Raw genomic sequence first — 13,352 nt, 5'->3', positions numbered from 1 at the left:
AATAAAAGTTTATAATTAATTGTGTGCGTTCTGTTCTATTTTCTAGATTCTTACATTATTTTACTTTATTATAGATGTTATTGATTTTTTGCTAGCTGCTCATCAATCCATTTCCCGAGCGCAACTCGTTCACTATATCGCGTATAAAAGTATTGGCCATTTGCTGTAGCTTCAATTACCCAATTGTCGTCTGCATGCTGCCCTTTATATCCCTGTACGGTGTAGTAAGGAGTGAATTTTGAAGGCCTTCCAACGATTTCAAATTGAATAGTATCTGATTTGGCCTGACCGTTCGAAAATAACAGTTTATCAACTTTCTGAATCGCTGTAAATTGATTTAAACCATTCAGGATAAGCTGTTCGGCAGCAGTGTAGCGAAAAGGATATGGATAGTACAACCCTTCATAGTAATAGTCTTTAGTCGAAGCTGGGCTTTTATTTCCAAGCACTTTTTGCCCGTCTCGGTTGACCAGATATTTTTCGCCCTTGCCATCGGTGGGGGATACTGTCCAGTGTTCACCTCCAGGTTCATAGACTTTTGATACAGCCCCTTCATAGAATGAGGCATAACCATAGTTAAACATGTCTGCAAAGCCAGTTTTAGCTGGGGTTAAGATTATATTGTTTATATCAACATAGCCCACCTTACCATCAGAGACATAACGACGGATGCCTTCTTGCCAATAGTCAGGACCATTATCATAAAGAAATGGAGTATATATGAAATTTCCTTCTCTATCATATACGCAGCCTACTGATTGATTGGGGTTCATCCGGTTGGTCATTGTATCAGGTAGTGTATAGGAAAATTCAATAAAAGCTGTCGTTATGGGGTCTTCAAAATCATAGTATCCGATCATTGGAAATTGCAATGGGATAATTGTCTTGCCAGATAGTGTACGCACGCCAACCAGATTACTATCTGCATTGGTAAAGTAATAGAGTTGTTCCTGTGAAAATGACTTGAGGGACAATACTAAAGCTATAAATATCAATAAAGGTTTGATTCTATCCATTATAAATGCGAACTAAAATTAATTTTCCAATGTCGTATTGAGCGGTGTTGTTGATCTGATGCGCAGACCAGTGTCTGACTGAGAGAAACAAATAAAGCGATTTGAGAGACAATAGCTTAATAGAAGTTTTCTACTCTCCTTTAATCAATAAGCTTTAGATCGTATAGCTTTTGTAGTATTAAACGGTCTACGGCTGAAGTTCTATCTTTATCAGCAAAACTTATCCATTCAAAGTGCTCTATTTCGTTACAAGCTGTCAATGTGCCAGTAAACTCAGCAAAATAACAGGACATTTGTACTACAATATCCTTTTCACGTCCATCAGCCACTGCTTCAAAAACACCAAAAAAACTGACGGAGTTTTCTACAATATTGACATTTAACTCCTCATGTATTTCTCGCGTTAAACATGCTAAATCAGTTTCACCATGTTCTCTTTTTCCACCGGGAAAGTACAGTTTGTCTTTAGATTTGGAGCGAGTACTTAAAATTTTTTTATTGGAAATATGAATTAATGCGACCTTATCAATGATGTTATTGTCCATGTGTGTTATTTAATGGTCGAATATAACAAAAATGTAGCTAACAAATTTTCTCATATTTACTCACTCCAAGATTTTCGAGTGCAAATTTTCATATGATCATCGTCCTCGTTAACCAACTAAATAACGAGGATATCCTCAATAAAACCGATTTAGATAATAATAAACTAAATACAAATTTTTGCATTATAATGGGCTGGATTTATTAAACTGGAGCGCTAAATAAAAGCTCATGGATAATAGTGTGATTTAAATTAACTAACTTAGCTATTATCCTTGGTTGCAAGGTTCGGAACATTCCCTAGTGAACTAGAAAAATGAACCGACTTTGGACCACTTGCCCCCGAATTTTTCGGGGGCTTGTTTTTTTATCTTTTAAAGCATTGAAATCCGTAATTTTGAGCAATCTTAACAACAAACCAACATTACTTCAAGTGGAATTGAATAAAAAACTAAAGATGATAAAATTCTTACAAGCAAAAGGTACGATCTTTTTCATCCTTGGGATACTTGGGTTTATCGGTGTGGTGATAACTATTATAGTATTGGCCACAGGGCATTCTGCTCCTGATAAATTAATGGCGATGTACATTGGGATATTTGGTCTGATTCCAAACCTGCTCCTACTCATTATCGATCGGGGCTGCGTCTGGAAATTTGGTGCAGTCAAAGTTAATAAAGTCGAAAAGTATATCCTTGGTATCTTTATTTTACTTCTTATCTTGAACTGGATCCGATTGCAGTCGCAACTTTAGAAGGTATAGATTTTGCAGCTTACTGAAAACTATGATACCCATCCATAACAAGGAATTATCCACCCAGGGAATTGAGATGCTTCCCTTTAAGGATCTCTCTCAAGGACCTGCCGTACCCCATCGGGACGATCACTATATGTTTATCCTACAGCAAAAGGGGCGGTCATGTTGGACCATCGATTTTAAACAATGGACAGTCGAAGGAGTTTCGATCTGTTTCGTAGCTCCCGGTCAAGTTCACCAATGTCTATTAAATGAAGAAGCCAAATGCTGGATGCTTTTTGTAGAGCCTAAACTGATTCCTACGGAATATAGAACTATGATGGATTCTTTTATGTATAATCGACAGGTTATCAGCTTGCAACCAGATCATCCTGTATTTACACTGGCTGCGATCTTATACGATTTTATCGAACAAGGAGAGCAAATCTTCTATCAATCTATTCTCCATGCACAGGTCAATGCCTTGATAGGGTATTTAACAGCAGCTTTTGTACCCCAAAGTCAAATACATAAGAAAACAGGTAGCCACAAATACCTGCTTGTGACGATGTTTAAAAACTTAATAAGCCAACAGTTTAAGGAAGTTAAACAGGTAAAAGACTACGCTGAGCAACTCCATATAACACCGTTGTATCTCAACGAAGTAAGTAAGGAGATAACAGGGTTTACTGCTAGCTATTGGATACAGAACGAAGTATTATTGGAAGCACAACGACTACTATTTTATACAAATATGGATGTCAAAGAAATCGCTTTTAGTCTCGGCTACGAAGACCATACCTACTTTACGAGGTTTTTCAAGAAAAACTTGGGGTGCACCGCAGGGCAGTTTCGACAAAATAACCATCATTTGTCCAATCATATGCATGAATAACGACCTATAATATACTAAACGGCTATCTAATTTTGCATCTGTAAAATTTAAATAATATATACAGATATGAAAGAAGAAAACCAATCGATGTGGACAATCAGTCCGATTATGATTTCGGTATTTGCGATATACCTCTGCATCGGTATCACGTTGGGAACAGTTCCTGCGTTGATAAAAAATGAACTTCATTTTAGCCCTTTAATTGTGGGAGCGGTAGTGGGAATTCAATTTATTGCCACCTTGTTAACCAGAGCTTTTGCTGGAAAAATGGCTGATACCAAGGGTGCTAAGACCGCTAAGCAGTATGGTGTCATTATGACAATGCTAACAGGCCTGATCTATATGACAGCATATCATCTTCGGGATTTTCACTTATTGGCTTTATTGATGCTTTTTGTTGCAAGAATAGCACATGGTATAGCTGAAAGTTTGGCTATTACTGGCGCTTTAACTTGGGGTATTGGACTAGTGGGGCATCAAAAATCGGGGAAAGTTATGACCTGGAATGGTATTGCCATGTATGCGGGTATTGCCTTGGGGGCGCCCTTAGCTCTCTATCTATCCGCATCTTGGGGTACGAGCCATGTTTTTGGGTTAATGATTATGTTGTCTGCCATAAGTTGGATCTGCACAATCAAGCTACCCAATCTGCCAGTGGATCCCTCGCATCAACGGACGCCTTTCTATAAGGTGATCGGGATGATTTCTGAACAGGGGCTTGCGTTAGCATTTTCTTCCATAGGATTTGCCTGTATCTCATCTTTTATCACGCTGCTGTTTACGGAGAAAAGCTGGATAAATCCGTCCTTAGCATTTTTAACTTTCGGTGGTTTCTATGTTTTGACAAGAGTATTTTGTGCTTCTTTTCCGGATAGATTTGGTGGTTATAAGGTGGCTATGGTCTCCTTAGCGATTGAAATGATAGGGCAGATGCTGATTGGTTTCGCTCGTTCGGAAGCCATGGCGATTATAGGTTGTAGTCTCACTGGAATAGGATTCTCACTAATTTTCCCAGCACTTGGTGTGCTCGCTATACAAAAGGTAAGTCCACAGATGCGTGGAACGGCATTGGGCGCCTATGCTGCATTTTTTGATATTTCGCTAGGAATAGCCGGACCAGTTGCGGGTATTATCGCAGGATGGCATGGGTATCAATCCATCTATTTCTTCGGTGGCTTGGCAGCAGCAGTATCCATGTGGATTTTGATCGTTCAGAAAAATAAATAATTAAACCTTAACGATGGCTAGGACTACAAGCTTTAGCTTGCTGTTAATCCTGTTTGGTAGCCTTAACTAGCACATTGGCAATGAACTGGTCAAACTCAGCTTGTGAATCGACGAGGTATGCATTTTGATAATGGTCGATGCGGTGCTTGATATTCGTACGTATTTCTTGTTCACTGTAGGTGGAGATAATAATAACATATTTATCACTGAGGTCGATTTGCTCTAAAATGTCATTGACCGAAAAGTTACCACCACTACTAAAGAAAAGTATGTCGGCTTGAGCTGCAGCTGTATGGAGGTTGGCGTCATTGAGTAGATTGAGCTGATCATTGCCTTGGATCAAGGCCGAATAAGTGTCAGTTAACCAAAAATAAGGCTGCCAAAGGCAAACAGTGTAGCATGTTTTGAAGGGAAGCGGAACCCGTTCATTTGAATTGTTACATTGTTTGCTGTAAGCCGCGGGAGAAAGGAATTTATCTACTGTAATTGGTCTGCTCGATAGTCGTGTAAGGCTTCTGGCTATATTAGCGCAATGTATGTTGTATTGCGTAGCCGTATCAAAACCTTGGCCAATGCTACTGTAGGTATATAATTTCTGAGGCCAGATAAATAGCATATTAAATCGCGATCTGATTTTGTTATCCAATATCTTCATTTCATTACAAATAGCGTCAAGAAAGCCCTTGGTATTAATATCCGGTTTCTTTTCTATCCCGAGGATTGAAAAGAAACCGGATATTAGTGTTAAAGGTGTTTATTGGGTTAGCCCTGTTTTGGACTAGATATTCGTTCAATAAATTACATACTCACTTTATAGCGAATATTAATTGCCAGCTGTCCTGTGAAATCAGCTTTTCTGAGACCTTGGCTGTTTAACTCAGCCATTGTTTCGGCACCGTTGATCACGATATCCTTCAAATCAGGTTGATCATCCTTAGAAGCTGTTTCTTTGAAAAACTGAACGGCCTGCCCAAGTTCGTAGCTATTAGCGATAGCTTGGCTTAAAGTTTCCTGTAAATCATCAGGCATAGTCATCAATTGAAATTTTTGACTAGTGGTCAATGCGAAGTTTGCGGCCATCCAGGATAGAAAGTTTTGACGAATAGCATTTACCTCGACTGCGAGCAAACTTTCTGGCAAAGCCAAGATTCTAAATTGTACCTTGGCTACACCATGGTTGTTGAATTGCTGTTTCATTATTTAAATTTATTATATTACAATATCTCAATCTTTGATCATAAATAGTGTGATTTTTGCTTAAAAATATGATAACACGACAGTGAAATGTAGGTTATTGGTCGGTTATACCTTTCTAATACATCAATTGACTTTCTAAAATAGCAATTAACATTCGTTTATCATCGTATCAGAGCTTTTAATCGTGTTATTCTTTTGTTATTTTTTTATAAATATTATCGTTTGCGTAATGTTTTGTTTTGTGATTTCGATAGTGTTTGTTATATTAGTATACTTTTGTGAGTAGATATTATTAATTTAGTTATCCTAACCAGATATTAATTCGGAGAAACGTCATGAAATCTATCATTTATTTTTTGAGTTCGCTGATGCTGTCTATTGTTTTTAATCTAAAAACAATATCGTTTCAAGGTTTTTTGGACCGGTCAGATCAGTTGAAATATTGGATTTTGGTTGTTATTATGCTCTGTGTTTTTTGGATTGGAGCAACAATAGTATCATTAGTACTTAATTTGCCTACGTACTGGAGTGTACCTTACATGCGTGAGCGACTGGGGGAACAGGCCAAAAACATACCCGGACTAGATATTATTCTGCATTTTATCGCTTTCTTTTCACTTTTATTGGTTTCTGTTTTTCCATTCATACTTTTATATGTAGCTGTTATCTTTGTTTACAGTCAGTCGTCAGTGGAACGATCGATGCTTTTTGAATTACATATGCAGATCTATGGTATTCGTTATGCCACTATTTTTGTTTCATATAGTCTAATGGTCTATATGCGAGAAAACTGGTCGTTACTCTATCATTCTGTTGGCCAACGGCAAAACCTTGCTGTTATCTATAATCGGCCACTCATGCAGATAGTGCACAATGTAAGTTTAGAAAAAGAACTACCAGCTCCACAGCCAATGGTGACAAAAAGGAGACCATTTATCAAAAAAAGACCCACATTTGAACAGTTCGAACAGACCCCTGCGATAATTTCTCTAAACGAAAAGCGAACCATAAAAGAGAGTGGGATGAAGAGGAAAGAAAGGCCCTATGGAGTGGATATTGATAACATCGATGTATATCTATTGGGGGACCTGTTAGATAAGCGGGGAGAATTTGTACAACAGATCAACCTGCAGCAACTGAGATTTGTTGATATTGTCGCCGTATATACAACAGCAGAAACTAAATGTGTTATCTTGCGTAACGGTACAACATTGGATTGCCCGACAATCTTTGATCAGTTAAAGAAGATCGGGATGGAAGACTGGATTGTCAAAATATCAAAAAATTATGCGATCAATATGTTCTTTGTACAATACCCAATAAAACGTGTGGCGGATGACCTGAAATTACAGCCCTTTATTGAGAAAATGCTGTTGCAAAATATTCAGCGGGAACAGCTTAGTGAAATATTGAGAAGTGGGAAAGGCCTTAGAGGACATAATGTTAAGCTTTTCTTAAATAATCAACAAGATTACACGCGTGCGGGATGGGATGCTCATATTAGAATATAACAGCCATATGAACCCTGCATAAAGGGGCTTTATTTATAGGTTTTGGTTTTCCGTTATGTCTGATGGTATAGCGGTTTTTTATTTTTATAGAAATTTATCTATTTTTGCCAAAATAGATCATAATTGTTATACATTTTTAGAACGTAAGGTCATGTAATACTGTGCCAATATGCAGGAAGAATTTAATCAGATGGGATAGATACCCAACTCGATTACTGCTATACCTGTGTTTTTAATCAGTATTATTCACTTTAATTTTAAAAAATGGAATCAACAAAATATGGTCGTACCTACCATTTTCCTTTTTCACCGGGAACCAGCAGTGACGATCGTTTTAATCACGAGTACTGGACGGATATACAATCCTTTTCACAGCTACTTTACACTGAAAAATTGGATGGCGAAAACAATTGTCTATCCAAACGAGGTGTATTTGCCCGGTCACATGCTGCTCCAACGACATCCCCCTGGACAGCACAATTACGGGAACATTGGGGACGATTGAAAAATGATTTGGGCGACCTGGAGTTTTTCGGTGAAAACCTTTATGCGGTTCATTCTATAGCGTATACACAGTTGGAGCATTATTACTTTGTATTTGCGGCTCGAATCAACGAGGTCTGGCTTTCATGGGAGGAAGTTACCTTCTATGCTAACTTGTTTGACTTGCCGATGGTACCAGTATTGCGATCGGACAGTGTACGAGATCTGACGGAAACACAGTTGGAAAAAACTGTACAACACCTGGCATCTCAACCTTCGATCTTTGGGTCTGTAGATCCTGGAACAGGAATTAGCTGTACCTCAGAAGGTCTGGTTTGCCGAAATGCGGGGGCTTATCCCGCCTCCAAATTTCAGCATAATATCTTTAAGTATGTGCGCAAAGGACATGTACAGACGGATGAACATTGGACTAAAGCCTGGAAAAGAACGAAACTTATTTGGGAAAGGGGAAAAAACTAATGGAATGGAAATTAACAACAGATAAAGATTGGCTAAAACTGGAAAAGCAATTTTCCTGGGTAGAAGCTATGCGGAATGTTCCGCAGGATCCGATTCATCACGCAGAAGGTAATGTTGCTATTCATACCCAGCTAGTGCTTGAGCAATTGCAACAATCCAATATCTATAGGAGATTAGGTAGGCAACGACAAGAGCTGCTTTGGGCTGCCGCATTACTGCACGACGTCGAAAAAAGGTCTACGACCGTAGTCGATGGACAGGGACGGATTAGTTCGCCAAGTCATGCGCGAAAAGGTGCACAGACAGCACGTGAAATATTGTTTCGTGATGTGGAAACTCCCTTTTCCCTACGGGAAGAAATTGTAGGTTTGGTTCGTTTTCATGGTCTGCCGCTCTGGCTGATGGACAAAGTTGATCCAATGCGTAGCGCGTTAGAGGCATCATTAAGGGTAAATATGCTAGAATTGAAACTTCTGGCCGAGGCTGATGCCCAAGGGCGAATATGTCAGGATCAAGGAGCATTGCTTGATGCGCTAGAGCTATTTGAACTGTATGTAAAAGAGATTGACTGCTGGGAGTCACCTCGATCTTTTTCGACCCCAAATGCTCAATTTACCTACTTCAACAGCGCGGATGGTTATGTGGATTATATTCCTTTTGATAATTTTAGATCAACGGTCATCATGCTGTCTGGGTTGCCTGGTATGGGAAAGGATCATTATATCGCTAACTATAACAAGGATATACCAGTTATTAGTCTTGACGATATTCGTCGTAAATATCGTATCGAACCAACAGATAGAAAGCGGAATGGTTGGGTAGTGCAACAAGCGAAAGAACAGGCTAAGATTTATCTACGCCAGGGCCAAGACTTTATATGGAATGCAACTAATATCACGGCCTTAATGCGGAAGCAGTTGATAGACCTCTTTGTTAGTTATCAGGCCTATGTTGAGCTCGTCTATATCGAAAAACCGTACCGTCAATGGCGCGTACAAAATCGAGATAGAGCCTATCCGCTGCCAGATGCTGTATTGGATAAAATGCTCCATAACTTGGAAGTACCACAACTGACGGAAGCACATGAGCTCCGTTATATAGTTGAATAACTCATAACCTCAGGTTGTTTTTGAGTTACGCAATAAAAAATCTATTTAAAAAATCAATATTTTTGATAAACCTCATCACCAAGTGAACGCTTATTTAGAGCATGAAATGCTCGGAAGCGGGATCTTTGGTGTTGGTAGGTTAGTCTATCTCTTGTATTTTGGAGGAGTGAATATTGCTTAATTTATTTGGATGATTTATTGGCAAAAAAATTGCTTACAGAGTTTATCCGATGATGATAAGTAGTGTTTACTTAAACCATATGGACAAATGGGGACCGCATAATGAAAAGTTCAGCTCGGAAATAGCTTTGCATTTTAGCAGGATAGTTCCTTTATTATGGGACGGATCCTGTATATTGATGGCGTTGAACGTTTAGCTCACCGACTGGTTCAAAAGGGACATAAGAAGAAAATGAAAGGAACGAAAGCATATGCACTGTACGCTACGGATAATGTAAAGAGATCTAAAGACGATCAAATCAATACGGCTTTGATCTTGTTAGGCTCTAATATCGATCCTGAAGAAAATATCATCAGCGCCTTGAATTATATTCAGAAATTGGGAACGATGGGAAACCAAACGGATTTTATCTATACTAAACCCCTTCAATTTGAAGCCCAGCCTGATTTTTTGAATGGCGCATTATTATTGCATACCTGTTTACCTTGGGAGGAATTACAGCGTGAATTAAAACAGATCGAATTGGATATGGGACGCCTCAGAAACGACAATAAGAATACTCCCCGAATTATCGATCTCGATATAATTACTTTCAATGGAAGCATTGCCGATGAAAAAGATATTATACAGCTCCCTTTCTTGTATGACTTTGTAAAACAACTGCAACCCGAAATATTCAAATGGCAATAGAGAATTCGTGATCTTTTGTATATTTGGTAGACGATTACCTTATTTTAGTGAATAGCCACAAATAATTTATAGCCGTAAGCAATTTTGTTTTTTTAATCTATAGGTGTATGTTATTACTACAGCATTTATTGGTATGGTAGGTTTAATAATCATATTGGTTATATCTTGGCCTTTGTTGTGGATGGTCGAAAAGAAGAATCTTAGCGTTCTCGGGTTTAAACCAACGAAAAACAGGCTTAAAAACTTCTGTGTAGGCTTTTTTATGGCGGCTCTGCTCTGTGCTATTTATCATCTTATAAAAGTTACAGCAGTACACAATTGTTGGATGCTTAATTCAAAACTATCTGGTTCTAATCTGATCAATAGTACGTGGTGGATTATAAAATCTGTCCTATTTGAAGAACTGTTATTTAGAGGTGCTCTGCTTTATATCCTTATAAAAAAATTGGGACCTAGATGGGGATGCCTGCTCTCGGCCGGAGCTTTTGGTATTTACCATTGGTTTTCTTATGGTGCTTTTGGAAATCCAATGCAGATGCTGATAATATTGTTAATGACGGGACTTTTTGGATGGGTATTGGCCAAAGCTTATGATGTTACACGATCTCTTTATCTGCCAGTAGCCCTTCACCTAGGTTGGAATATCGTTAATATTTTGCTGTTTTCCAATGGACCGTTGGGGGCACAACTATTGGTTAGAGCTAATGATAACCAAGCTCAAGGCCTTGTCTCACTATTGATTTTTCTTTTCCAGATGCTTGCGCTCCCATTATTTGGATATCTATATATTCGGAAATATGGTCATTCGTCGCCATGATTTCAAACAATGCTTGAATTCGTTTATATAACGGTGGACTTGAATTCATCGATCATAAATTCCATAGTTTTAGCAACATGCTTTTCAGCGATAATAGATTGTACATAAACACTATTGTAGTTCTGGTTATATTTTGCGAGATAGGCCTGATTAATTGCAGTGGTCAATTCAGGGCTATCATCTACGACTGTAGCCCATATTTGGCAAAGAATTGTACCACATTTAATCTGGCCCATTGGATTTTTTAGAAAGCTATTGTACCAGCTCCGCTCTGCCAATCCCCACGATCTTGCAAATATTCGACCTTGAACAACCACCATCCAGATATCTAAAAAATTAGGTCTTTCAACCCCTGCTTTTATACCAATGAGGTTATTGTTTTGGATGTAATCTAATACTTCTTGTTTACACATTCTCTTTGTTTTTTTCAAAATTAAAATGAAGGAGAGGGGCTAGAAACTTTTTTATGTAGCTTGCTAAAAATAATATGTGAATGGCTCTTTAGGATATGTAGGTTGTCAGAGCATCATCTTATTGAGCGTGTTGGTAAGACAATCTCGATAGCTCTTTGCAACCGTTACTTTTAGATCACCGGATATAAGCTGATTGTCTTCAAAAGATTCAATATTGTTGAGATTAACTATGTACGAATTGTGAACGCGCATAAATTCTTGCGGTAAGCTTTCGATTAGATCTTTGAGACTTTTGTAATAGATATACTTTTTGTGCCTTGTCGTATGAATTTCGACGTAGTTTCCCAATCCTTTGATCACGTTGATTTCATTAAAAAAAAGCTTTAGCAATTTTTTATCTGTTTTGATAAAGGCAAAAGTCCGATCTTCCATGATAGTCTCCATTAAGCCATATGAGCATTAATAATTCAAATATAGAAATTATGAGAAGAAAAGCTGGAGATGTTAATACCTTCTATTGAAAGATCTTTGTCAATAAAGTGGAGGTATGTTCTTTGAGCAATTAGCGATCAGAAACCTCCGTGTTGATTTTTACAATCTTGTTTATTGTGTTTGAAAGTGTTACTTATGCTTTGTCCGAATTAACTTTTTATAGTACCTTGCATTAGATGGTGAAATATGAACTGTCAAAATAAAATGAAAGCATTGGAAAGATTTAGAGCACATTTGGAGAAATTTATTCAGATTGATGATGTAACATTTGAGCGTATATCAACATACTTTAACATAAATTCAGTTGCAAAAAAGGAGAATATGCTGGAAGAAGGCCAAATCTGCAGGTACCACTATTTTGTGTTAAAAGGAATATTACGTAAGTTTTTTGTGAATGAAAAAGGTGTGGAACAAACCACTGAATTTGCTATTGAAAACTGGTGGCTCACGGACAATATGGCTTATGAAAATAAGCGTGTGAGTTCATTCTATATACAAGCTGTTGAAAACTCGGAAGTTTTATATATTAGTCAGGAAAATCAGGAAAAATTGATGGCGGAATTTCCATTGATGGAACGCTATTTTCGTTTTGTATATCAGAGAGCATATGCAGCGGCACAAATGCGTGTTAAATATCTTTTTTCATTACCTAAAGAGGAGTTTTATCGCGATATGTTACGTAAATACCCCGAGTTTGTGCAACGTGTACCACAATATCTTATTGCATCTTTTTTGGGCTTTACTCCAGAATATCTGAGTGAAATTCGAAAAAAAATAAATACCTAAAAGGCCCCTAACATTGCAGAGAAAACTAATAACACTGGTCCGAATCGGTTATCCGATAAGGGCTAGTTAGAAAATGTAGATTGTGTTCTTTTGCATAATCGCTAATCAAATTATTGAATTTTTCAATAGCTTTTTCTTCAGATCGAGCAAAACAATGTAAGTTGATCTCCATTGGTTTTTCTGACGTAGCTTCATCTACACGGAGTCGACCGACTTCTGAAAGAACCACGGCAAATGAAGTTTTGCAGATTTCAATTTCTAATTTATTGTCAATCAATTGTGAGGAAATGCTATAATAGGAGTCATTATTCTGGATTTCATCTTGAAAGGGATCCAAAAAAGTAGGTACAATAGAACGATAGCCATATTTCGCGTTGCCAAAAAAATGATCAATATATTCCTGTGCTTTTTCATAAGTAGAAAAAACACCTTCTAGGTTAGTGAATACATCTGGATCTTCTTTAATTTCTTTTGAAACTACCGTATATACCTTAATGGAGTTGGTTGTCATATTTTAAAATGCTACTGTCTATAAGTTAAGTGAAGTTTTTCTGCAAAAAAACCAATTTAAAATTTCATCAATGAGATCTTCAAAGATAAAATCGTCTTTTTAAAATAAAAAAATTTCCTTTGTCTACTTTGTAGCCTATTTGGAATATATGTTTGTGCTTTAAAGTTGTGTATAATTTTCGTATTCTCCAAATTTTTTACTGATTGTTTTTATTTTATTTTTTAAAATAGAGGGGGATCTGTTTTGGGGTAAAAGAGAAAAACCT

16 protein-coding genes are annotated in these 13,352 nt (G+C 37.6%); 9 read left to right on the top strand and 7 right to left on the bottom strand.

Features of this window, described 5'->3' with window-relative positions:
• Positions 1-77 precede the first annotated feature (77 nt).
• Both ABFX33_RS19715 and ABFX33_RS19710 read right to left on the bottom strand, forming a co-directional pair.
• Positions 78-1,016: a hypothetical protein gene (locus ABFX33_RS19715; protein ID WP_346087683.1), complete on the bottom strand. Its 939-nt coding sequence runs from the start codon at positions 1,014-1,016 to the stop codon at positions 78-80.
• A 140-nt stretch (positions 1,017-1,156) separates the two neighbouring features.
• A complete protein-coding gene (locus tag ABFX33_RS19710) occupies positions 1,157-1,561 on the bottom strand; it encodes an NUDIX hydrolase (RefSeq protein ID WP_257091890.1) in 405 nt (134 codons plus the stop codon).
• 455 nt (positions 1,562-2,016) lie between these two features.
• Between ABFX33_RS19710 and ABFX33_RS19705 the strand changes: the two genes are divergently transcribed.
• From ABFX33_RS19705 to ABFX33_RS19695, 3 genes are all read left to right on the top strand, one after another.
• The gene (locus tag ABFX33_RS19705) at positions 2,017-2,313 is read left to right on the top strand and encodes a hypothetical protein (RefSeq protein WP_346087681.1); all 297 of its coding nucleotides are present in this window, start codon (positions 2,017-2,019) and stop codon (positions 2,311-2,313) included.
• Between the two features lie 31 nt (positions 2,314-2,344).
• Positions 2,345-3,190 (top strand): helix-turn-helix domain-containing protein, encoded by an 846-nt coding sequence (locus ABFX33_RS19700; protein WP_346087680.1) that lies wholly within the window; start codon positions 2,345-2,347, stop codon positions 3,188-3,190.
• Between the two features lie 66 nt (positions 3,191-3,256).
• A complete protein-coding gene (locus tag ABFX33_RS19695; protein ID WP_346087678.1) occupies positions 3,257-4,417 on the top strand; it encodes an MFS transporter in 1,161 nt (386 codons plus the stop codon).
• Between the two features lie 43 nt (positions 4,418-4,460).
• Here the strand turns inward: ABFX33_RS19695 and ABFX33_RS19690 are convergent, their stop codons facing one another.
• Both ABFX33_RS19690 and ABFX33_RS19685 read right to left on the bottom strand, forming a co-directional pair.
• On the bottom strand, positions 4,461-5,072 hold the full coding sequence (locus ABFX33_RS19690) for a hypothetical protein (protein ID WP_257091885.1): 612 nt from the start codon (positions 5,070-5,072) through the stop codon (positions 4,461-4,463).
• A gap of 143 nt (positions 5,073-5,215) precedes the next feature.
• The gene (locus ABFX33_RS19685) at positions 5,216-5,614 is read right to left on the bottom strand and encodes a hypothetical protein (protein WP_257091884.1); all 399 of its coding nucleotides are present in this window, start codon (positions 5,612-5,614) and stop codon (positions 5,216-5,218) included.
• A 335-nt stretch (positions 5,615-5,949) separates the two neighbouring features.
• Between ABFX33_RS19685 and ABFX33_RS19680 the strand changes: the two genes are divergently transcribed.
• From ABFX33_RS19680 to ABFX33_RS19660, 5 genes are all read left to right on the top strand, one after another.
• Positions 5,950-7,125 carry a hypothetical protein gene (locus ABFX33_RS19680; RefSeq protein WP_346087675.1) on the top strand — a complete coding sequence of 392 codons (1,176 nt, stop codon included), beginning with the start codon at positions 5,950-5,952 and terminating at the stop codon, positions 7,123-7,125.
• Between the two features lie 264 nt (positions 7,126-7,389).
• On the top strand, positions 7,390-8,088 hold the full coding sequence (locus ABFX33_RS19675; protein WP_346087673.1) for an RNA ligase family protein: 699 nt from the start codon (positions 7,390-7,392) through the stop codon (positions 8,086-8,088).
• Positions 8,088-9,197, top strand: coding sequence for an AAA family ATPase (locus ABFX33_RS19670; RefSeq protein ID WP_346087672.1), 1,110 nt, complete (start codon positions 8,088-8,090; stop codon positions 9,195-9,197). The genes ABFX33_RS19675 and ABFX33_RS19670 overlap by 1 nt, the downstream gene beginning before the upstream one ends.
• 337 nt (positions 9,198-9,534) lie before the next feature.
• Positions 9,535-10,068, top strand: coding sequence for a 2-amino-4-hydroxy-6-hydroxymethyldihydropteridine diphosphokinase (folK, locus tag ABFX33_RS19665; protein WP_346087668.1), 534 nt, complete (start codon positions 9,535-9,537; stop codon positions 10,066-10,068).
• Between the two features lie 325 nt (positions 10,069-10,393).
• Positions 10,394-10,885: a CPBP family intramembrane glutamic endopeptidase gene (locus ABFX33_RS19660; protein WP_346087667.1), complete on the top strand. Its 492-nt coding sequence runs from the start codon at positions 10,394-10,396 to the stop codon at positions 10,883-10,885.
• A 23-nt stretch (positions 10,886-10,908) separates the two neighbouring features.
• On the opposite strand, the gene ABFX33_RS19655 is transcribed toward ABFX33_RS19660, so the two are convergent.
• Complete coding sequence (locus tag ABFX33_RS19655; protein WP_346087665.1) at positions 10,909-11,298, bottom strand: DUF2255 family protein; 390 nt, start codon at positions 11,296-11,298, stop codon at positions 10,909-10,911.
• 105 nt (positions 11,299-11,403) lie between these two features.
• Positions 11,404-11,730 carry a LytR/AlgR family response regulator transcription factor gene (locus tag ABFX33_RS19650; RefSeq protein WP_120261017.1) on the bottom strand — a complete coding sequence of 109 codons (327 nt, stop codon included), beginning with the start codon at positions 11,728-11,730 and terminating at the stop codon, positions 11,404-11,406.
• A gap of 246 nt (positions 11,731-11,976) precedes the next feature.
• Between ABFX33_RS19650 and ABFX33_RS19645 the strand changes: the two genes are divergently transcribed.
• Entirely contained in the window at positions 11,977-12,576 is a 600-nt protein-coding gene (locus ABFX33_RS19645) for a Crp/Fnr family transcriptional regulator (protein ID WP_346087664.1), read from the top strand.
• 25 nt (positions 12,577-12,601) lie between these two features.
• Here the strand turns inward: ABFX33_RS19645 and ABFX33_RS19640 are convergent, their stop codons facing one another.
• Positions 12,602-13,087, bottom strand: a complete 486-nt coding sequence (locus tag ABFX33_RS19640) for a hypothetical protein (RefSeq protein WP_346087662.1) — start codon at positions 13,085-13,087, stop codon at positions 12,602-12,604.
• Positions 13,088-13,352: the final 265 nt, after the last annotated feature.

The sequence above is a fragment of the Sphingobacterium ginsenosidimutans genome (genome assembly GCF_039536865.1).
GTDB classification, from domain to species: Bacteria; Bacteroidota; Bacteroidia; order Sphingobacteriales; family Sphingobacteriaceae; genus Sphingobacterium; species Sphingobacterium detergens.
Note: the sequence above shows the minus strand (reverse complement) of the source record. Positions and strands in the feature narration are given on the sequence as shown.

Coding starts and splice junctions, on each gene's coding strand:
- ABFX33_RS19715 (WP_346087683.1), bottom strand. CDS start 1,016: ATGGATAGAATCAAACCTTTATTGATATTTATAGCTTTAGTATTGTCC.
- ABFX33_RS19710 (WP_257091890.1), bottom strand. CDS start 1,561: ATGGACAATAACATCATTGATAAGGTCGCATTAATTCATATTTCCAAT.
- ABFX33_RS19705 (WP_346087681.1), top strand. CDS start 2,017: ATGATAAAATTCTTACAAGCAAAAGGTACGATCTTTTTCATCCTTGGG.
- ABFX33_RS19700 (WP_346087680.1), top strand. CDS start 2,345: ATGATACCCATCCATAACAAGGAATTATCCACCCAGGGAATTGAGATG.
- ABFX33_RS19695 (WP_346087678.1), top strand. CDS start 3,257: ATGAAAGAAGAAAACCAATCGATGTGGACAATCAGTCCGATTATGATT.
- ABFX33_RS19690 (WP_257091885.1), bottom strand. CDS start 5,072: ATGAAGATATTGGATAACAAAATCAGATCGCGATTTAATATGCTATTT.
- ABFX33_RS19685 (WP_257091884.1), bottom strand. CDS start 5,614: ATGAAACAGCAATTCAACAACCATGGTGTAGCCAAGGTACAATTTAGA.
- ABFX33_RS19680 (WP_346087675.1), top strand. CDS start 5,950: ATGAAATCTATCATTTATTTTTTGAGTTCGCTGATGCTGTCTATTGTT.
- ABFX33_RS19675 (WP_346087673.1), top strand. CDS start 7,390: ATGGAATCAACAAAATATGGTCGTACCTACCATTTTCCTTTTTCACCG.
- ABFX33_RS19670 (WP_346087672.1), top strand. CDS start 8,088: ATGGAATGGAAATTAACAACAGATAAAGATTGGCTAAAACTGGAAAAG.
- folK (WP_346087668.1), top strand. CDS start 9,535: ATGGGACGGATCCTGTATATTGATGGCGTTGAACGTTTAGCTCACCGA.
- ABFX33_RS19660 (WP_346087667.1), top strand. CDS start 10,394: ATGCTTAATTCAAAACTATCTGGTTCTAATCTGATCAATAGTACGTGG.
- ABFX33_RS19655 (WP_346087665.1), bottom strand. CDS start 11,298: ATGTGTAAACAAGAAGTATTAGATTACATCCAAAACAATAACCTCATT.
- ABFX33_RS19650 (WP_120261017.1), bottom strand. CDS start 11,730: ATGGAAGATCGGACTTTTGCCTTTATCAAAACAGATAAAAAATTGCTA.
- ABFX33_RS19645 (WP_346087664.1), top strand. CDS start 11,977: ATGAACTGTCAAAATAAAATGAAAGCATTGGAAAGATTTAGAGCACAT.
- ABFX33_RS19640 (WP_346087662.1), bottom strand. CDS start 13,087: ATGACAACCAACTCCATTAAGGTATATACGGTAGTTTCAAAAGAAATT.